Here is a 21,192-nt window from a genome sequence, read left to right as displayed (position 1 = left end):
TCCATATTTCGTATATTTAGTCTTAATTGTAAATTATAACAAAAACGTCTATAATAATCATTTGTGGGTTATAGCACTTATAATCGGGCGGGAGAGGGACAGCATAATTATGAGGTGTTTATATGCCTTATAGCAAGCATAAGTCAGATTTACAACAGGATGGAAAGTTCCGCACCGAAATGGTCGCAGGAATAACCGGCTACCTTACTACAGTATATATTGTAATCATCAATGGATCTATACTTAGTGAGGCTGGAATATCTTTAGAAAGTGGTATGATTGCCACCATCTTGGCGAGCTTTTTGGGTACATTATTAATGGGATTATTTGCTAAATTACCCTTAATACTTATTCCCGGAATGGGCATAAATGCCTTATTCGCATATTCGATCGTGGGAGGAACAGCTCTTACTTTTCAGGAAGGTTTAGCGGTTGTATTAATAGCTGCACTAATCTTTTTACTAACAGCTTTTACGAAATTGGGGCTAATTTTAAAAGAAGCAGTACCTGATTCCCTCAAACACGGAATAACGGTAGGGTTAGGTTTTTTTCTCATTTTGATTGGCTTGGAAAAGAGCGGACTCGTTGTTAGTGGCGATACTTCCGTAATTGCAATTGGTGACCTTACTTCCCCTACTGTGATTGTTGGGATTTCAACATTATTCTTGGCGATATTCTTATTTGTTAAAAATATCCCCGCTAATTTTTTGATCACGATGGTCGGCGGAACTCTCATTGCCTATTTCTTCGGGATTATCGATACATCGGCAGGAAGCTCTGTAGATTTAAATGTGGATCAGTTGATCTTTATCCCTTCTTTTTCAGCAGTTGATGATTTATCGTTTTGGCTAGCAGTATTTCCACTAGCCATGATTCTTATCTTTGAAAATATGGGATTAATTAATGGACAACTTGATATGCTAAAACGAAATGAAAGCTATAGTAAAGCGTACCAAGTGACAGCATTTTCGACACTTACTTGCGCTTTCTTCGGTACATCGCCTACCGTTTCAGCTGCCGAAAACACTGCAGTAATTGCATCGAAGGGGAGAACTGGTAAAGCAGCCATAATAGCGGCCGTACTATTCCTTGGAACGATTCTTATCATTCCATGGATTACAATGATTCCAGATACTGCTATCAGCCCTATTTTAATCATTGTTGGTATGCTTATGGCTCAAAATATACGTCAACTTCCTTTAGAAAATTTAGCAGATTCAATCCCTGCTTTATTAATTGTCGTTATGATTCCATTTACGTATAGTATTGCTGAAGGAATGGCATTTGGTTTTATCGCATATCCGCTCGTAAAATTAGCTCAAGGTAAACAAAAAGAATTACCTGTAACCCTAATTATAATTTCAGTTCTGTTTCTATTTGATTTTATTATGAAATTTACAGGAGTATAAAGTATTACGAACAAAAGCCGCCTTTTATTTTAAAAGGCGGCTTTTTTAGTGCATAGGGAACTATAGAATTTAATGCTGTGGATAACTTAGTTACAAAAAATATCCACGTCCAGCTCCAGCGCCCAGCAACTATCAAACTTCACAATCCTCCACTACGATAAAGAAGACTTACTGATTGCCAAGCCGGCAGGCGCAGGCAGAAGTAAAGTCGCACTTATACCCTTGTGGTGAAAGTCAACATCGACTTACTTCGTTCGTCGTGTTTCCTTTATCTCATTGCGGAGTGCTCCAGTTTGTACGTTGCTAAACGGGCGCTTGCGCTTTTGTTCGTGTGTTTACTCCACAGAAAAAATATAGGAATATACTGGCTGATTTCCTTTGTGAACTTCTATCTCTATATTTTCATACACATCTTCAATATAAGTTACCAGAGCTTTCACTTCTTCATCTTCTGAATCCTCACCTTGCAAAACAGTAAGAATTTCATCATCGTCTGATACCATTTCTTGTAGTAATAGTTTTGTTACTTCTAATTTATCTTGATGGGAGGCTTTAATTTTACCATCCGCTATCCCCATAAAGTTTCCATTTTCAATAGTTAGGCCATCAATCTGTGTATCTCGCACTGCATATGTAACTTGTCCGGTTTTGACCAGCTTTCCGGCTTCATCCATTGTTTTTTTATTCGCCGCGATGTCGGCTTGAGGATGAAATGCAAGCAGTGCACTTATCCCTTGTGGAATGGTACTTGTTGGTACAACTTCCACATTCTCTTCTGCAAGATCTGCAGCTTGGTCCGCTGCCATAATAATATTTTTATTATTAGGTAAAATTAAAACGTTTTGCGCATTTGCTTGTTTAATTGCATCTGTAATGTCCTTTGTGCTAGGGTTCATGGTTTGTCCACCCTCAATGACCACCGAAGCCCCAAGGCTTTCAAATAACTCTGTTAATCCAGATCCCATTGCAACTGTTACAATCGCATACTCTGTTTTTTCTTTAGGTTCATTCCTGTTATTAGCTTCATCGACTAGAGCTGTATGCTGTTCACGCATATTTTCAATTTTCATATTCGTTAAACTTCCATACCGCTGACCAAGTGTCATACATGTCCCCGGATACTCTGCATGTACATGAACTTTAATAATATCATCATCAGAAACGACTAACAATGAATCACCGTGCTCACTCAATTCATTTCGAAATTCTTCCTCATTAAATGGGTTTTTAGAAAGTTTGTCTGCTTCAAATTTAATCATGAATTCTGTACAATACCCAAATTCAATATCAGCTGTATCCATGAAATCATGCGCACTTTTATGATGTTCTGCATTTACCATCTCTTCCATATCGATATCCGCATTACTTTCAGGTAATGCTTCTCCCTTTAACGCTGCTAGAAAACCTTCATAAATAGTGACCAGGCCTTGCCCACCAGAATCGACTACACCTACTTCTTTTAAAACAGGTAATAAATCAGGTGTTCGTTTTAAAGATGCTTTCGCTTCTTTAACCACATCTTCCATTAAAGCGATTACATCGTTTTCTTTTTGTGCCACTTCAACAGCCTCTTTTGCTGCATCTTTTGCTACTGTTAATATCGTACCTTCTACTGGCTTCATTACAGCTTTATATGCGGATGCTACTCCGCTGTCAATTGCGTTTGCTAAACCTTTTGCTGTTAGGGTACTCTTTTTCTCCATACCTCTGGAGAAACCTCGAAAAATTTGCGACAAAATAACACCAGAGTTACCTCTAGCTCCCATTAACAATCCCTTAGCAAACGCATCAGCCACTTCGGATATATTATTACTGTTAAGTTTCTTAACTTCGTTCGCACCTGAAGTCATCGATAAATTCATATTTGTTCCCGTATCACCGTCAGGTACTGGAAATACATTCAATGCATCAATTCTTTTGGCATTGTTTGTTAAATGGTGTGCTCCAGAGAGTACCATTTGTGCAAAAGTAACACCATCTAATTTTTCTACCGTCACTACTCTTCCTCCTCTACAAACGAATATGCAGGGCTTAGTCCATTGTTACACGAACCCCTTGAATATATATATTTACTGAGTCTATTGACAATCCCAATGATTGATGTAATGTATATTTAACTTGAGATTGTACATTGTGCGCTACTTCAGAAATTTTCGTTCCATAGCTTACAATGATGTACATATCAATATGCAAATGATTCTCTTCCTGACGTACCACAACACCTCTTAGAAAGTTTTCCTTTTTAAGAATTTCTGCTATTCCGTCTCTAATTTGACTTCTTGAAGCCATACCAACAATACCATAACATTCTACTGCTGCGCCACCTGCGATTGTAGCAATAACTTCATTTGTGATTGTTACGTGACCATCATTTGTATTAAGTTCTATAGACATATTAATCCTCCTTAACCAACCGCTCAATATAAGCTTATTCTACTACATACAGATCAAATTTAAAAGCAGATACTAACACCTGTAATTTTTACCCTTTATTACAATGGACGATTTGGTTTATTCTGTCAAGCTGTTTTTCTTTATAGCTGTTCTGTAAGTATTTATTGCATTCTATCATCACTTATGATAAATTGAGTAAGTAATAAATGACATTTGTTTAGAGTAGGAGGGATTACCATGGCTAGAAAATGTGTTATTACTGGACGCAAAACCAACACTGGAAACCACCGTTCTCACGCTATGAATTCCAACAAGCGTAATTGGAAGGCTAATGTGCAAAAAGTACGTATTATGGTAGATGGAAAGCCTAAACGTGTTTATGTTTCAGCTCGTGCCCTTAAATCGGGTAAAGTAGAGCGTGTATAATACACCGAAATAAAATGCAGCTTAACATTAGTTAATAACCAAAAAACACCCAATGTATACTTATATACTGGGTGTTTTTTAGTTTATCATACAGGATCTTTACGTAAGTTTCGTAAGTATTATTGCTTTTAAATCTTCGGGGTTGATATAACAGACGACGTAACTACCAGGTTGATTTCCGCTGCGTACAGTCGCGCACCTTAGGACACGGCTTTGCCCTGGCAAAGGGTATGTCGACGTTGTTCGCAATGAACGGTTTTAGTCGACCTTCCTTAGGAAAGTCCTGCTCAGGTCTAGACTCGTGCTGGGGCTGGGACTGCGCTTACTCGTCCCACCGAAAACCATTGTGACCAACGCCGACACTTGAACGTCCTGTTCGGCGCAGGAACAGTGGCCAGAGTGAGAACCCCGCAGAACGTAGTTCGAAGAGGCTCACGGGGAACCAGCAGAAAGCGTAGTCTATTTCCGTAGCGGTATGTTACGTCGTCTTTTATAAATTTTATGTCAAAATCAACAACCTATAAAAACAGCTATTATATAAAAGAATTCAAAAAACAAGCTCTTGCCAATATTTTGGCAAAAGCTAATTTTTCCTATTTATCTTTCTTAAAAGCACCAATACATACCCTTACAAATCCACCAATAAATCTTGGGAGTTTAATCGTATAAAATTTCATGAGTGCCCCCTCCTATAATTACAAGCCAAGCTTACATTGGAATCGTGTCACGACTCTTTATTAATAATAGTATGCCTTCATCATAAGAAAAAGTACCATTATTTAAAAGAAGCTTGTTTGAAATACAAAGTGTTGACCCCCATGAGATGTCCTGTTGCTGTAATGGGTATTTGAATCCTTCTAAATTTAGCCCTTTTACATGTTGTGTAAAAGGAATAAATGAGATAGTGGGATAATTATTACTATGTTTAACAGTATGCAGTCCTGGTAATGTTAATTCTAAATGATTGGACTTATCTATAATTATCCCACGGATTCCTTCTGCTATAATTTTATAGAGAAGCTGAATATTTACCAATTCATGATCCAGTCTCCCACCGGTAACACCAACGATATATATAGTATTTGGATTTAGTTCCAAAGCCTTTAAAAGCGCTATTTCTAAATCAGTTTCATCTTTTTCAGGAGGATATTCCTCAAAAAATGTAGCATTTTCCTGAATGGATGTTTTCTCTGTATGGTTAGTGGAATCAAAATCACCTACTGCATAATCCATTGGAAGCTCATTTAGAACCAATGTTAATGCTCCACGATCTGCTCCTATCCAGATATCAATTTCTTCTTTAAACGAATCAAAGTCCGGATGAAGGTCTACTGGTCCGTTTCCAACAATCGCCACAGACACCATTTTCCTTTATTCTCCCTCTACCGCTTCTCGGATTTCTCTCATTGCTTTATGTCTATTAGCTTGGTTAAAGACTGCACTTCCTGCTACTAAAACATCAGCACCAGCATCTACAGCTTGTTTGGCTGTATGAACATTTATACCGCCATCCACTTCTATTTCAAAGGAGAGATTCATATCTTTTCGCCATTTGGCAACTTGATCTATTTTTTGCAAAGTCGAATCAATAAACGATTGTCCACCAAATCCTGGATTGACAGTCATTATTAAAATCAAATCCACATCTGGTAATATAGGTAGAATGGATTCCACTGGTGTTGCTGGATTAATAACTACTCCAGCTTTTACATCGTTTTCTTTAATCAATTGAAGGGTGCGATGTAAATGAGGGGTTACCTCTTGGTGCACACTGATAATAGATGCTCCCGCTTCTGCAAACATTGCGATATAGTCATCCGGGTTTTCTATCATTAAATGAACATCCAGTGGAAGGGATGTGTTTGGCTTTATCGCATCTACCACTAGAGGACCAATGGTGATATTCGGAACAAAGTGGCCATCCATTACATCCACATGAATATAATCTGCCCCTCCTTTTTCAACTTCCTGTATTTCTTGACCCAGCATCGAGAAATTTGCTGATAATATCGACGGAGCGACTTTAACCATTGTTAATACCTCGGCTTTCTTGTTTGAATTTCTTCATAGAAACTTAAATAATGTTCATATCTATAGGATGCTATTTCCCCTTTATCTACTGCCTGCTTAATCGCGCATTTTGGTTCTTTGTTATGCATACAACCTCGAAATTTACAATCTTCTTTACGTTCTCTGAACTCAGGAAAACAGTCTGTTAAATCTTCTAATTCTATTTCACTAAAATCCAACGAACTAAACCCTGGTGTATCTGCTACATATCCACTATGTACACGCACGAGTTCTACATGCCTAGTCGTATGCTTTCCCCTTCCTAGGCTTTTAGAAATCTCGGCAGTTTTAAGTAAAAGGGATGGGTTAAGTGCATTTAAGAGAGATGATTTCCCAACACCAGATTGTCCCGCAATGACAGTTACATTATTCGTGAAGTAACGACCCAAATCGGGTAATTGGCTAGGCTCTTTTGAAGAAAGCAACTCCACTTCATAACCCATTTGTTGATAATCCTTTTTGTAGTTATTAATCTTTTCTATCGCTCCATCTGAAACGGTATCCATCTTTGTAATAAAAATTACTGGTTGAATATCCTTAGACTCAATTAATACGAGAAAGCGGTCCAACAGTATTGTATTTAAATCAGGTTCCGTTGCAGAGCTAACAATAATTGCTTGATCAATATTTGCTACAGGGGGGCGTATTAGTTCGTTTTCTCTTTCTTTAACTTCCATAATATATCCTTCATTTGGATTACTTTTATCAAATCTAACATAATCACCTACCAAGGGGCTTATCTTTTTATTGCGAAAAACCCCTCGCCCTCTGCATTGATAGATATTCTCATCTTCTGTCTCAACATAAAAGAATCCGCTTAAGGCTTTTATTATTCGACCGTCGATCATTTATTCACCTTCTTCATAGGAAACTGTCTGATTTGTAATTTCATCATCGTCACGAATAATTCTGTATTCTGCATCATTGTTTGGTGCAATTGTTAATGTAAACGTAAACTCTGTATCTTCCGTAATTGTTTCTTCTTCAGATACTTCAGATATGTCATTATTCATGTCATCGATATAAATTCGAACCGTTTGTTCTTGTGGCTCCTCATCTGCATCTTCTGATTCTTCATCTGCATCTTCTTCGTCTTCCGATTCCTCAGGGCTGTATGGCACCGTATAGGTTATTGTGTGCGATTCAGGGGGTAGTGCTTCTGGTCCGATCGAAATATACACATCAACCGTAGAACCCTCCTCTAATTCTGAATCTGTCTCAGGGTCCTGACTAACTACTTCTCCTTCTGGAATGTTGTCAGAATTCTGCTCAATAGTGTTCATGGTTAAGTTGTTATCTTCTAAATAATTTCTTGCATCTTCTTCTGTCATACCTCTAAGGTTATTTAAACGAACTAACTCTGGCCCCATACTCGTTTCAAATATAACGCTCGTTTCACTCGGAACCACTTCACTATCGGGGCTTGGTTGTATTTGGTTAACAATCTCATCGACTGGGCGATCTGAATGTCGTTCATAATTATTAACTTCATAACCTGCTTCCTCAAGTAATATTTTTACTTGACTGTAATCTCTTCCAACATAATCATCAAAAACCTCCGGCTCACTTCCCTCACTCACAAACAATGTTACCGTAGAACCTTCTTTTATTGTTCTCCCAGCTCTCGGGTTGGATCTAACTACGAGTCCACTTTCCACATCTTCAGAATAAATTAATTCCATATCCACATCTAAATTTAGACTTTCCAATTCTTCTTCGGCTTCTTCATATTCCATTTCTGTAACATCAGGAACACTTACATCGCTAGGCTGTAACAGAAAGAATACAAACAATCCAGATGCAAGTAAGACAAATAATATAACACTTATAAGTATCCATTTTTTCTTACGCTTTTTTTTGGATTTCTTCTTTGATTTCTTCTTTTCCTTTTTTAATTCTTTTTTGGATTTCTCCATAGCTTGCTCATCAGTTGGAGATGGATTTGTGCCATCTGTTGATTGATGGACCATCGTATCCTGATCAGGATTTTGATCCATTTGATTATCTGTAATGATGGGAATAGCCTTTGTCTCTTCCCCAGCTTCAACAGGAGGTGTGTATACCGCCTCGTTTATATTGCTAGGATCCAAAGCCGTTACAATGGCTTCTTCCGTATCATCAACCGTATCATAACGGTGAAAAGGGTCTTTTGCCGTCGCCTTTAAAACGACATTTTCGACACTCTGTGGGACGTTTGGGTTAAACCGTTTAACTGATGGTGTATCGCTTTGCAAATGTTTTAGAGCGATGGACACTGGGGATTGGCCTGAAAACGGAAGCCTCCCTGTTAAAAGCTCAAAAAGAACGATCCCAATTGAATAGATATCTGACTTTTTTGTAGCCATTCCACCTCTTGCTTGTTCTGGGGACAAATAATGAACAGAACCTAAAATTGAATTTGTCTGAGTAAACGAAGTTGCGCTTAATGCAATTGCAATACCGAAATCAGTTACTTTAACCTGCCCATATGTATCAATTAAAATATTTTGTGGTTTAATATCTCGGTGAACAATATCATTTGCATGTGCGTGCGCGATTGCTGCAGTAATTTGTTTCATAATATCCAAGGCTTCTTGAACCTCAATGGGACCATAATTTTGTATGTATTCCTTCAGCGTCATCCCATCCACATACTCCATTACCATATAGGAGATTTGGTCTTCTTCGCCTATATCATAAATATTTACAATATTAGGGTGTGAAAGGCTGGTGGCGGATTGGGCTTCTCGATCGAAGCGAGCTAAAAATTCTTCATCATTTGCATAATCCAACCTGAGGACTTTTATTGCAACATCCCGTTGTAATATCGTGTCTCTCGCTAGGTAAACATTGGCCATGCCACCTCCACCAATTGTTTTCTCAATTTGATAGCGATCATTTAAGAGGTGGCCATTTAGCATGAACTGTCACCTTCCTTCAAAGTAGAGTCGTGATATACGACAAGGAGCGTGATATTATCTTCTCCCCCTCGTTCATTCGCCAAATCTATCATATCTTGACCTATTTCTTTTGCGTCCCTGCTTGATTTAATAAATTCAGCTAGTTCGTCATCTGAAACTTTGTTTGTTAAACCATCAGAACAAAGCAACAGCTTGTCACCCGTTTCAGTTTCAATAGTTTGTATGTCAGCAGTGACTGTTTTCTCGGTACCCAAAGCTCTAAGAAGTACATTCTTTCTTGGATGATGTTCCGCATCATCTTTGGATATCTGACCGGAACGAACTAGTTCATTAACTAATGAATGATCTTCTGTAATTTGTTGAAATCCATTTTCACCATATACATAACAACGGCTATCTCCAATATGAGAAATAGTAGTGAATACATCTGTACATACGATTACTACTACGGTTGTTCCCATTCCTTCGTATTCTGGTTTTTGTATCGCATATGCATATATGGATTCATTTACCTCTGCAATAGCTTTAGATAACCATTGTTCTGCTTCTTCAATCGAATTTACTTTATTACTTTGCAGCCACTTTTCTTCCATTAAGGATATCGCCATTTGGCTCGCTACATCTCCCGCTTGATGACCACCCATCCCATCAGCAACGATAGCTAATAACTGCCCGTGAAAATTATAAAATAACCCTCCTGCATCCTCGTTATAGTTTCTTACCTTTCCCCTGTCCGTTAGAAATTCTCCCTGCATCCTATCACCCCTCTGAAAAGAACAAAATAGTATATATTGTAAAGTATTACACAAATCAAGCGATAAAAGAACCTAATTTTTAACTTTTTCTAATTAAACGTGTCATAAAAAAACCATCTGTTTGAAATGTTTGTGGAAATAACTGGAGACCATACTCCGTTATTCCTTTGGACTCCTGTATACGTGCCGGTAATTCAGTGAAAAAGTTCTTATCTATTATATAATTTGGATTCCTTTCTAGAAATTCTCTTACTACATGTTCATTTTCTTCCATGTCTACTGTGCATGTACTATAAATTAATAAGCCATCTACTTTCAATAAGGGAGCAACACTTTCCAGGATATCTAATTGAATGGAGGACAATCGTTTGATATCAGACTCTTTTTTGTCGTATTTAATTTCAGGTTTTCCCCTAATAACCCCTAAGCCTGAACATGGTGCATCTATTAAAATTCTGTCAAAGCTTTCCGTGTTATGTTCTTCCTGCAGTTGCCTTGCATCACTTGTTTTTGCATCGATCGTTAATAAATCAAGGTCGGATGCTTTTGTAATGATTTGTTTTACCTTCTTCTCTTGGATATCATAGGCATTAACTTCTCCTTGGTTTTGCAGCTTTTCAGCAATGTGGGTCGCTTTACCTCCAGGAGCACTGCAAGCATCCAATACATGCATACCTGGTGTGACATCAAGCATTTCAGCTACTAGCATAGAACTTTGATCCTGCACCGTAATATACCCTTCTGTAAATAAATCAGTTTTTAAAATATTGCCCTTATCAATAATAATACCTTGGTCTGAAAAAATCGATGGTCTCGTTTCAAAACCTTGTTTATTCAAAATATCAATGGCTTCATCGCGTGATATCTTAAGTGGTTGAACTCGAATAGAACTATATTTTCGTGAAATATTTTCTTCACACATTTCTTTCGTTGTTTCGAAGCCGTAAAAGGAGATCCACCGTTCAATTAACCACTCTGGATGACTTGTTTCAATAGCTAGTCGTTTGGTGTCATTTGCAATTGAAGCCGTATCAGGTACTCCTTTTCGTTGCATACTTCGAAGTACGCCGTTTACAAAGGATGCGATACCTTTATGCCCTCGTTTCTTTGCTATTTCTACCGCCTCATGAATGATGGCGTGATCTGGCACTTTATCCAAATAAATCATTTGATAAACGGACATTCTTAAAAGTATTCTCACCCAAGTTTCAAGCTTTTTCTTTGGATCAACAAAACTTTCTAAATAATAATCGATGGTATATTTTCGTTGAATCGTGCCATAGACAATCTCCGTTAAGAGTCCTTCATCTTGCGGATCTATTCTTTTGGAGTTTAGTTCATGGTCAATTAGTAGATGACTAAACCCATTATCTTTTTCTACACGTATTAATAGATCTACAATTGTATTTCTTAATTGATAATTACTCATAAGAACCACCCATTACTTCGCCTATTTTTATTCGATCATCTGCCCCTCTTAAATAATCATTGACACGCATTCTTTTTTTTCCGGCGGGTTGTATTTCTGTGATTCTTACTCCCTTTTGGTTGCCACAAATAACAATAAACGCATCATTTGTTTCTTTTTGCACAATTTCTCCAGGTGTTCCCTCATATTCCCTATCGTCTATTTCCGCCCACCAAATTTTCATTCCTTTACCTTGATAGGTAGTAAATGCGACTGGCCAGGGGTGTAGACCTCTTATATGATTATAGATTTCAAGGTTACTCTTCGCCCAATCTATCTTTTCCTGTTCACGTTTTATGTTGGTTGCAAAGGTAGCTTTTGTATCATCCTGTTTGATAGGTGCAATTTCGGATGCCGCTAATTTCGGTATCGTCTCAATTAATAAATCCGCACCTGCTTCTGAAAGTTTGTTATGCAACGTGCCAACATGATCGTTTTCAGCAATCGACACCGTTCGTTGTGTCAAAATATCGCCAGCGTCGAGTTTCTCATCCATATACATAATTGTGATACCCGTTTCCTGTTTTCCTTGCATAATCGCGTAATGAATGGGTGCTCCACCCCGTAATTCCGGTAGTATGGAGGCATGAACATTTATGCATCCATATTCAGGATTCTCAAGTAACGCATTAGGCAGGATTTGTCCATAAGCTGCTGTGACAATTAAATCGGGCTTATAGGCCAGTATTTCAGCGTAATCTTCTCGTAGTTTCTCTGGCTGGAACACAGGTATATGCTGTTTTTCTGCCTCTGATTTTACCGGTGAAGGTGTAATCACTCGCTTTCTTCCTTTTGGTCGATCCGGTTGCGTAACAACTAGCACAACATCATATTCCGACTCCACTAATTTTTGCAAAATAGGTACTGAAAAATCTGGCGTACCCATAAATACGATTCTTTTCATGTGACAAAAACCTTCTCTCTTTTACATTAAATGGTATGGTTGCATGTCTACCTTAATCACTAAATCCTCTTTTCGCATTTCTTCAGCGTATTGATCGAGTATTTTATTGATATAGTCACGTAATTGTGGTTCATTTCTGTATTTTATCATGCATTGATAACGATATCTATCTTTCATTCGCGGAATAGAAGATGGTGTAGGTCCTAACACTGTCGTTTCATCTTTTACACTTTTTAGAAGCAGCTGAACGATTCTTTGTGTTACCTGTGCTACTTTTACCTTATTTTGATGTGTGACCGTGAGCAATACCAAAAAAACATATGGTGGATATTGAAACGTTTTTCTCATACCCATTTCTTTTTTATAGAATTGAGTAAAGTCATAGTTGCTTGCTAGTTCAATGCTATAATGATCTGGCGTATAGGTTTGAACAATTACTTCTCCCGTTAGTTCATGTCTCCCGGCACGCCCACTGACTTGTGTCAATAGTTGGAACGTTTTTTCAGAAGAGCGAAAATCCGGTAAATGTAACATGGAGTCTGCTGTCAATACACCTACTAACGTAACATTCTCAAAATCTAGCCCTTTCGCAATCATCTGTGTGCCCAGTAATATATTTGCTTCTTTATTTACAAATTGATTGAGTAACTTTTCATGTGATCCTTTTCTGCGTGTTGTATCTACATCCATACGAATAACGCTTGCTTCAGGAATGAGTTTCGTTAAAGACTCTTCGACTTTTTGTGTGCCAGTACCAAAGTATCGAATTAAATCACTTTCACATTCTGGGCAATTCCGAGGCATTACCTCTTCATGAGAACAATAATGACATTTCAGTTGATTGTTGTTTTTATGAAAGGTAAGCGCGATATCACAATGCGGACACTCTTTGACATGTCCACAATCCCGGCACATAACAAATGTTGAATGACCTCGCCTGTTCAAGAGTAAAACGATTTGTTCTCCTTTTTGAATACGTTCTTCAATTTTCTCCTTTAAACTACGGGAAAACATGGATCGATTGCCGGCATGAAGTTCTTCTCTCATATCCACAATATTAACTTCAGGCATGTCCTTTTCATTTGTTCGTTTACTTAAGGTTCCTAATTTATAAACCCCTTTTTGTGCTCGGGCAAATGATTCCAATGTTGGCGTTGCACTTCCTAATATAACCGGACACTGATGCGTTTCTGCACGATAAATGGCCACGTCACGTGCATGATAGCGCGGTTGATCTTCTTGCTTATAAGTAGTTTCATGCTCTTCATCTATGATAATAATACCGATATTTTCAAATGGGGCATAAATGGCTGACCTGGCCCCAACAACAACCTGAACTTCTTTTCGTTGGATGCGGCGCCATTCATCGTATTTTTCACCTGCTGAAAGCGCACTATGCATCACAGCAACATTGGTTCCGAACCTTTCTTTAAAGCGTTTAACCATTTGTGGGGTTAGTGAAATTTCAGGAACTAATACAATAGCTTCCTTCCCTTTATAAATAACTTCCTGAATAGCTTGTAGATATACTTCCGTCTTCCCACTTCCAGTAACACCATGCAAAAGAAAGACATCATGCTCCCCGCTTGCTATTTTTTCTTGAATTGGTTGAACTGCTAGTTGTTGTTCTTCTGTCAACTCGAGTGCTGTCGTTCTTGTTATCGTATCATCATCGTATGGGTTGCGGTATACTTCCGTTCGATAGGATCCAAGAAGGGATTTATCAAGTAATGCCTTTAACGTACTACTCGTCGTGTTCAACTTTTTAAGCAGAAGTTGCTTTTCGATCGCTTCTGGACTTTCAATAAAATATATTAATATTTGCCGTTGTTTCTTCGCGCTTGTAGATAGATCTTGTTTAGCCTCTTCTAATAAGTAGGATTCTCGAGCAGGGGCAATCATTGTTACATACTTTTTCGTGATTTTAGATTTCACAAGGTATTCTATTGATATTTCTCCATCTTGCACCGCCTTTTGAAGTTGAGGATAACGAATGGTTGATGCTTCCAATTCCTCAAAAGCAATTACATCTCTTCCTGCAAAAAGGTTCTCCAAAGGATCTGGCAGCGCTTCGTCCGTGATGCGTTTAATTTCTTTTTTATATTGAGCTTTTAACACTTGTGGCAACATGGCCTGTAATGCTGTTATATACAAACTCATGGTTTGATTTGCTACCCATTTTCCAAGGTCCAATAGTTCATTCGTTAATGCAGGCGTTAGATCAAGTACGTCACTAATTTCCTTTAAATTATCAAAAGAAGATTCGGTTGCTTTCCCAACAACAAAACCCATCAATTTTCTAGGACCAAATGGGACAATTACACGCATCCCGTTGGTAAGTATATCCTGAAACCTTTCCGGAATCTGGTAGTCGAATGTTTGGTTAATAGAGCTGACCGGTACATCTACAATAACTTTTGCTATATTCACTATACTTCATCCTTCATATCACGTTCGATAAAGCTTACGATCTTTTCGGAAACTTCTTGTTTTGTGGCCAATGTCATTTCCTCGGACTTATGGTGTTTATTAACGTATGTTGCTATATTCGTATCCCCGCCAAAGCCGGCTCCTTCTGTAGAAATATTATTAATAACAATAGCATCCAAATTCTTTTTCTCTAATTTCTTCAATCCGTTTTTCAAGGGATCTGATGTTTCAGCTGCAAAGCCTACTAAATATTGAGTCGTTTTTTTCTCACCAAGTGTTTGCAGAATGTCTTTCGTCCGTTCCATTTCTACATTCCATTCGTCTTCTTGCTTTTTCATTTTTTCATCATAAGTATGCTTCGGACGATAATCCGCAACGGCTGCAGCTTTAATAACAATGTCACTATACGGAAAATGTCTATTCATCTCTTCAAACATTTCTTCAGCAGTTGTAATATCGACGCGGTTAATATTAGGGTGCGAAACTTCTATCTCTGTTGGACCTGCTACAAGTGTTACGTGTGCCCCGTGTTTAGCCGCAGCTTCTGCCAAGGAAAACCCCATTTTCCCAGACGATCTGTTTGTGAAAAAGCGAACCGGATCTATTTGTTCACGAGTAGGGCCTGCTGAGATTAATATTTTTCTGCTCGCAAGTAATTTATTGTCGGATTGATGCTCGTTAATAACGTTAATAATTGTTTCTGGTTCTTCTAGTCTTCCTTTTCCTACATAACCACACGCCAAGTAGCCATCACCTGGTTCAATAAAGTGATAACCCCAATCCTCCAGTTGTTTCAGGTTTCTAATTACAGCAGGGTGGCCGTACATATGTACATTCATAGCTGGAGCGATGTAGACATCAGCTTGAGTAGCTAATAATGTAGTGGACAGCATATCATCAGCAATTCCTGCTGTTATTTTTCCAATAATATTTGCTGTGGCAGGAGCAATAATTGCAATATCCGCCCAATCCGCAACATCAATATGTGCAATTTTTTTCGGATCTTTCTCATCAAATGTATCTACGTATACAGAACTTCTTGATATAGCTTGAAATGTCAATGGGGAAACAAACTCAGTGGCACTTGGTGTCATCATTACTCTTACATTTGCTCCTTGCTGTGTTAGCTTACTTGTTAAGGCTACAGCCTTATATGCCGCAATTCCACCAGAGACTCCTAAAAGAACGTTTGTATTGGATAGCATATTATAGTCCCCTTTCAAATATCATGTTTCAACCTATTTATAACATATTTAGCTCTAAACTTCCTTTCCTGCCTTTTATTGAGAAAAACTAGGCTACCACCGTGGAAAGCGAAATGTGTTTCCGTAGCGAATCCCTACTCTCAACCAGCGTTTGCAAAAGCATTGTTACATCGTCTTTTATATCAACTACGAAGATTTAAAAGCAATAATACTTAATGAGCCTTTGCTAAAAATAAGCCCCCGCAAATAAAATAAGCGAGGGTAATCTGGGTTTTATTCTTCTTCTTTTACAGTTAGTTCTTCTGCAATTATTTCTTCAAGAGCTATTCCAACATATTGATTTGATTTTGGGTTCTCAATTAATGATTCACCCGTTTCACTCATTTGTCTTGCACGTCTTGCAGCCAACGTTACCAGTGTATACTTTGAATTAATTTTCTTTTGTAGTTCATCGATCGAGGGTTCTAACATCATGATATTTCATCCTCCAAGAATTTTTTATATTGCTGCTCAATTCTTTCTCGTTTTAAATGTTCACTTTGAATGATGGATTGAATTTTGGTTACTGCAACATCCACTTGATCATTGACAACAACATAATCATACGCGTTCATTTGTTTAATTTCATTCTTTGCTTCATTTAATCGATTTAATACTAAATCGGTTGATTCGGTACCTCGATCAACGATTCGATTCTTTAACTCCTCCAAACTGGGCGGGAAAAGAAAAATAAAAACACCTTCTGGAAAATTTTCCTTAACCTGTAAAGCTCCTTGAACTTCTATTTCCAGGAAAACATCATGCCCTGCTGCCAATGTTTCTTCTACATATGCCCTTGGCGTCCCGTAATAATTATTAACATATTGAGCATATTCCAAAAGCTGATTTTGTTCGATTAAATGTTCAAATTCCTGTTTCGTTTTATAAAAATAATCAACACCATTTATTTCACCAGTACGTCTATCTCTCGTTGTCATCGATATCGAATATTTCAAATCTGTTATTTGATTAAAAAGCTCTTTTCGTACCGTCCCTTTCCCAACACCAGATGGTCCAGAAAGAATAAATAAAATTCCTTGCTCATCAGTCAAAACGTTTCCTCCTAATGCCCGTCAAAATTAATCATCTGAAACCTCATCATGGCTTAACACTCGTTGCCCTACAGTTTCAGGCTGAACAGCAGACAATACAACATGATCACTATCCGTTACAATTACCGCACGTGTGCGTCTGCCATAAGTTGCATCAACTAATTTATTATTATCTCTAGCTATCGTAACAATTCGTTTAATTGGTGCTGATTCTGGTGAAACAATCGATATGACACGATTCGCAGACACCACATTACCAAATCCAATGTTAATCAATTGTAAACTCAACTTTGCTCCCCCTTAAGTAACAAAACATTTATCTCATTCTATCATATTTATTATGAATAGATAAAACTAAACTATTAGTGCATGTTCAAAAACCTCTATTCATTCAATATTTTGCAGTTGTTCTTTCATTTTATCAATTTCTCTCTTTAATGATACCGTAAATTCACTTATTTTAATATCTGTAGATTTGGAACCAATTGTATTTGCTTCGCGATGCATTTCCTGTGTAATAAAATCCAACGTTCTTCCAACCGGGTCTGGACGGTTTAAAGTATCCGTAAAATGCTCTATATGACTTAGTAAACGTACGATCTCTTCTGTGATATCTCCCTTTTCTGCAAGTAGGACAATTTCCTGGTGAATTCTAGTCTGATCAAAACTAAACGTATCATCAAGATGATTTTCGATGCGTTCTTGAATTCGCTCTCTGTAGTCTTCACTTACTCGATCGCGATGTGTTTGCAAAGACGAAATAATAGTACGAACTATATGTATTCTTTCGCGCAAATCATGATCTAAAAAGATACCCTCTTCCTCTCTCATTTTCAGCACTCGTTTACACGATTGCTCCGTACACTCTAAAATAAATGCTTGTAATTCATCAGGTTGATACTCTGGCTCCTGAATGGTTATTAGATCTGGAATAGAAGTCAGAATCGTTGCAGGTATATCTCCTATTAAATCATAACGGCTTTTCGCCATCCTAAGCTGATCCATATATTGATCCATTAAATCCCAATCAGTCTTTACCGTCTTTTGAAGAAAGGTTTCCCCTTCAATGCTAACAAACACTTCTATTCTGCCACGCCCAAAATAAGATTGTATTATTTTTTTAATTTGACCTTCCAAAAACAGAAATGTACGAGGGATTTTTGCAGTAAAATCTAAATAACGATGATTCACTGTTCTAATTTCAACTACTATTGTTTTATCCTCTACATTTAATACACTTCGTCCATATCCAGTCATACTAATTGTCATCATTACCACATCCCTCATAATTATAACGCTGATTTGGCTAAAATGAAAACCCGAACCGAGAATTCTTTTATAAATCCATCAGTTCGGGTTGTTTTTATTATTTTTTTGTATAACCAAACAAAACAGTAGGTATAGCAGCAAATCCAATGATAAACATCCAATCTCTTAAGCTTAAAGCCGTTGTATGAAAAATGGGCTGAAGCGGTTCCCAATAAATAACAACGAGTAACAAAAGCAATGAAGATAATACTGCTAGTAGTAGATATATATTTTCAAAAGGGTTTCTAGAAAATACTGACTTCTCACTTCGACAGTCGAATACATGTATCAATTGAGCGACTACTAATGTTGTAAAAGCGATTGTTTGTCCATAAATAAGGTTATCAGGGTTATTTTGATAGGTCAGCATGAAGGCAATTAGCGTTACGAGACCAATCATAATTCCCCGGCTAATAATTTTATAGCCCATCCCCCTAGCAAATACACCTTCCCGGGGATTTCTCGGATTTCTTTTCATCACATCATATTCTGATTTATCCATACCGAGTGCCATGGCAGGTAGTCCGTCTGTTATTAAATTAATCCAGAGAATTTGTACGGGTACGAGCGGCAGTGGTAGTGCTAACAGCATTGCAAATAACATTACCAAGATTTCACCAACGTTTGATGCCAGCAAGTACCTAATAAATTTACGTATGTTTTCATAAATGTTTCTTCCTTCTTGAATAGCCGATTTTATTGTGGCAAAATTATCATCCATTAAAACCAAAGAAGAAGCTTCCTTTGTTACATCCGTACCATTTATGCCCATACTGATTCCGATATTACTGGCCTTTATTGCTGGAGCATCATTTACTCCATCACCAGTCATGGCAACGATATGCCCTTTTTTCTGGAATGCTTTAACAATTTTCAATTTATGCTCAGGGCTCACCCTTGCAAATACATACGTATCATCAATTACACTTTCCAAATCGTCTACAGACATTTGATTTAATTGGTAGCCCTCTAATACTTTTCCGTCTTCTGGCAATAGCTTTAAATTCTGTGCGATAGCGCGAGCTGTTTTGACATGATCACCAGTAATCATGACTGTTTTTATTCCAGCCTGTCTACATTCTTCAATTGCTGATTTCACTTCTTTTCTAGGAGGGTCAATCATTCCATATAACCCGATAAATGTAAGATCTTTTTCTAAAAAGGCTGTATCTATCGAATCATCTTTAGATAGGGGTTTTACGCCTATCGCTATTGTTCGTAGTGCTTTTTCTGCCATCTGACCTACCGATAAATCAATATTATTTTTATCGGTCGTCGTCATAACACGCTTACCTGTTTTATCTACATAAAATGTGGATCTAGGTAGCATTATATCTGGTGCTCCTTTTGTTATTAAAAAACGCCTGCCTTTTTCATCTTCTATAATGACACTCATTCGCTTTCTGTCTGAATCAAAAGGGATTTCTTTAATGACCTTATATTTCTCGCCAAGCATTACCGTTAAACCTAATTTTCTTGCAGCTACTAAAAGCGCACCATCGGTAGGGTCTCCATCAACATTGTATTTCCCTTTTTTCACTTGTAAAGATGCATTGTTACAAAGCATTCCATATAAAAGCATAGATTTTAAATTGGGAAAATCGTCGTCAAGTTTATTTTTATTTAAAAAATACTCTCCCCGTATATCATATCCATCACCTGTGACATAAATATGTTCACCATTTAGGTAAACTTCCTTCACTGTCATTTGATTTTCTGTCATGGTTCCTGTTTTATCTGAACAAATAACGGAGGCAGATCCTAGTGTCTCGACTGCAGATAACTTACGCACAATCGCTTTTTTCCTAATCATTCGCTGAACACCTAATGAGAGAGCGACTGTGACGATAGCTGGCAATCCCTCAGGAATCGCAGCTACTGCTAAAGAGACCCCTGCTAAAAACATATCATACACAGGTTGTCCTTGAACGACCCCTAGACCAACAACTAATGCGGTTAACCCTAAAGAAAGAATTATTAAAATTTTGCCCAACTCAGCGAGTCTTTGTTCCAGTGGCGTAATTATTTTTTTCGTATTAACCATTAATGATGCAATTTGTCCCATTACCGATTCCATACCAGTGCCGACAACAATACCTATTCCAGAACCTCTTGTAACCATTGTACCCATAAATCCCATGTTAACTTGGTCCTGTGCCTCTAAACTGTTTTTCACAATAGCAGTAGCATGTTTCATAACAGGAAGTGATTCTCCAGTTAATGCTGATTCTTCTGTTTCCATACTGTTGGATTGAACGATCCGAATATCTGCAGGGATGCGATCCCCACTATTTATTTTTATGATATCGCCAACAACAATATCTCTCGAGTTAACTTTACCCCACTCTTCATTTCGAAGTACATTTGCCACAGGGGCCGATAATTCCTTTAACTTGTCCAGCGACTTTTCTGCTTTTTGTTCTTGAAAGTACCCTATAAAACCGTTAACCAGTACAATAACCATAATGGCTGTTGCATCAATAAATTCACCTAGCAATCCGGCAATTAATGTTGCTGCAAGCAATACCAACACCATAAAATCCTGGAATTGCTTTAAAAATATCAGCCACTTTGATGTATTTTTTTGTCCTTCCAATACATTAGCACCGTACTGTTTTCTACGTTGTTCAACTTGTTTAGAAGTAAGTCCTCTATTCGCTGTCACGTGTAACTTTTGTTCGACACGGTCTACATCTAATTGATACCATTTCATCCTGCACTCCTCCATATTTGCCCCGACATGCTTTTGATTAATCACATCAATTACAACCACTTTAAGAATATCTATGCAGACCTGTCCCAAAAAATGCTATAATTACGTATGAGGTGATT

General features: G+C 37.7%; 19 protein-coding genes. 2 read left to right on the top strand and 17 right to left on the bottom strand.

Annotated features, from left to right (window positions below; translation table 11 throughout):
- Positions 1 to 122: 122 nt before the first annotated feature.
- Entirely contained in the window at positions 123 to 1,409 is a 1,287-nt protein-coding gene (locus OLD84_RS08840; RefSeq protein ID WP_245301410.1) for an NCS2 family permease, read from the top strand.
- A gap of 335 nt (positions 1,410 to 1,744) precedes the next feature.
- On the opposite strand, the gene OLD84_RS08835 is transcribed toward OLD84_RS08840, so the two are convergent.
- Together OLD84_RS08835 and OLD84_RS08830 are read right to left on the bottom strand one after the other, a co-directional pair.
- Positions 1,745 to 3,406 (bottom strand): DAK2 domain-containing protein, encoded by a 1,662-nt coding sequence (locus tag OLD84_RS08835; protein ID WP_209461379.1) that lies wholly within the window; start codon positions 3,404 to 3,406, stop codon positions 1,745 to 1,747.
- 34 nt (positions 3,407 to 3,440) lie between these two features.
- Positions 3,441 to 3,803, bottom strand: coding sequence for an Asp23/Gls24 family envelope stress response protein (locus OLD84_RS08830; RefSeq protein WP_209461380.1), 363 nt, complete (start codon positions 3,801 to 3,803; stop codon positions 3,441 to 3,443).
- A gap of 237 nt (positions 3,804 to 4,040) precedes the next feature.
- Between OLD84_RS08830 and rpmB the strand changes: the two genes are divergently transcribed.
- Positions 4,041 to 4,229: a 50S ribosomal protein L28 gene (rpmB, locus tag OLD84_RS08825; protein ID WP_209461381.1), complete on the top strand. Its 189-nt coding sequence runs from the start codon at positions 4,041 to 4,043 to the stop codon at positions 4,227 to 4,229.
- Positions 4,230 to 4,822: 593 nt separating this feature from the next.
- Here the strand turns inward: rpmB and spoVM are convergent.
- The 15 genes from spoVM to OLD84_RS08750 form a co-directional block, all read right to left on the bottom strand.
- A complete protein-coding gene (gene spoVM / locus OLD84_RS08820; RefSeq protein ID WP_209461542.1) occupies positions 4,823 to 4,906 on the bottom strand; it encodes a stage V sporulation protein SpoVM in 84 nt (27 codons plus the stop codon).
- A 31-nt stretch (positions 4,907 to 4,937) separates the two neighbouring features.
- Positions 4,938 to 5,594, bottom strand: coding sequence for a thiamine diphosphokinase (locus tag OLD84_RS08815; RefSeq protein ID WP_209461382.1), 657 nt, complete (start codon positions 5,592 to 5,594; stop codon positions 4,938 to 4,940).
- A gap of 6 nt (positions 5,595 to 5,600) precedes the next feature.
- Positions 5,601 to 6,260 (bottom strand): ribulose-phosphate 3-epimerase, encoded by a 660-nt coding sequence (gene rpe / locus OLD84_RS08810; protein WP_209461383.1) that lies wholly within the window; start codon positions 6,258 to 6,260, stop codon positions 5,601 to 5,603.
- Between the two features lie 2 nt (positions 6,261 to 6,262).
- Complete coding sequence (gene rsgA, locus OLD84_RS08805) at positions 6,263 to 7,147, bottom strand: ribosome small subunit-dependent GTPase A (protein WP_209461384.1); 885 nt, start codon at positions 7,145 to 7,147, stop codon at positions 6,263 to 6,265.
- Complete coding sequence (gene pknB, locus OLD84_RS08800; RefSeq protein ID WP_209461385.1) at positions 7,148 to 9,199, bottom strand: Stk1 family PASTA domain-containing Ser/Thr kinase; 2,052 nt, start codon at positions 9,197 to 9,199, stop codon at positions 7,148 to 7,150. It abuts the gene before it with no gap.
- Complete coding sequence (locus OLD84_RS08795; RefSeq protein ID WP_209461386.1) at positions 9,193 to 9,954, bottom strand: Stp1/IreP family PP2C-type Ser/Thr phosphatase; 762 nt, start codon at positions 9,952 to 9,954, stop codon at positions 9,193 to 9,195. The genes pknB and OLD84_RS08795 overlap by 7 nt, the downstream gene beginning before the upstream one ends.
- 79 nt (positions 9,955 to 10,033) lie before the next feature.
- Entirely contained in the window at positions 10,034 to 11,383 is a 1,350-nt protein-coding gene (gene rsmB, locus OLD84_RS08790) for a 16S rRNA (cytosine(967)-C(5))-methyltransferase RsmB (protein WP_209461387.1), read from the bottom strand.
- The gene (fmt, locus tag OLD84_RS08785; protein WP_209461388.1) at positions 11,376 to 12,326 is read right to left on the bottom strand and encodes a methionyl-tRNA formyltransferase; all 951 of its coding nucleotides are present in this window, start codon (positions 12,324 to 12,326) and stop codon (positions 11,376 to 11,378) included. The genes rsmB and fmt overlap by 8 nt, the downstream gene beginning before the upstream one ends.
- 21 nt (positions 12,327 to 12,347) lie before the next feature.
- Positions 12,348 to 14,756 (bottom strand): primosomal protein N', encoded by a 2,409-nt coding sequence (gene priA / locus OLD84_RS08780; protein ID WP_209461389.1) that lies wholly within the window; start codon positions 14,754 to 14,756, stop codon positions 12,348 to 12,350.
- The gene (gene coaBC / locus OLD84_RS08775) at positions 14,756 to 15,961 is read right to left on the bottom strand and encodes a bifunctional phosphopantothenoylcysteine decarboxylase/phosphopantothenate--cysteine ligase CoaBC (protein ID WP_209461390.1); all 1,206 of its coding nucleotides are present in this window, start codon (positions 15,959 to 15,961) and stop codon (positions 14,756 to 14,758) included. Before coaBC ends, priA begins: the two co-directional genes overlap by 1 nt.
- A 273-nt stretch (positions 15,962 to 16,234) precedes the next feature.
- Positions 16,235 to 16,435 (bottom strand): DNA-directed RNA polymerase subunit omega, encoded by a 201-nt coding sequence (rpoZ, locus tag OLD84_RS08770; protein ID WP_209461391.1) that lies wholly within the window; start codon positions 16,433 to 16,435, stop codon positions 16,235 to 16,237.
- Positions 16,432 to 17,052, bottom strand: coding sequence for a guanylate kinase (gene gmk / locus OLD84_RS08765; protein ID WP_209461392.1), 621 nt, complete (start codon positions 17,050 to 17,052; stop codon positions 16,432 to 16,434). The genes rpoZ and gmk overlap by 4 nt, the downstream gene beginning before the upstream one ends.
- A 27-nt stretch (positions 17,053 to 17,079) precedes the next feature.
- A complete protein-coding gene (gene remA, locus OLD84_RS08760; RefSeq protein ID WP_209461393.1) occupies positions 17,080 to 17,340 on the bottom strand; it encodes an extracellular matrix/biofilm regulator RemA in 261 nt (86 codons plus the stop codon).
- 99 nt (positions 17,341 to 17,439) lie between these two features.
- Complete coding sequence (locus tag OLD84_RS08755; RefSeq protein WP_245301411.1) at positions 17,440 to 18,324, bottom strand: YicC/YloC family endoribonuclease; 885 nt, start codon at positions 18,322 to 18,324, stop codon at positions 17,440 to 17,442.
- 94 nt (positions 18,325 to 18,418) lie between these two features.
- Complete coding sequence (locus tag OLD84_RS08750; protein ID WP_209461394.1) at positions 18,419 to 21,073, bottom strand: cation-translocating P-type ATPase; 2,655 nt, start codon at positions 21,071 to 21,073, stop codon at positions 18,419 to 18,421.
- Positions 21,074 to 21,192: the final 119 nt, after the last annotated feature.

Origin of the sequence: Virgibacillus natechei, assembly GCF_026013645.1 — a bacterium.
GTDB lineage: Bacteria > Bacillota > Bacilli > Bacillales > Amphibacillaceae > Virgibacillus_L > Virgibacillus_L natechei.
The sequence above is the reverse complement of the archived record's forward strand: the minus strand, read 5'-3'. Positions and strand labels throughout refer to the sequence as shown.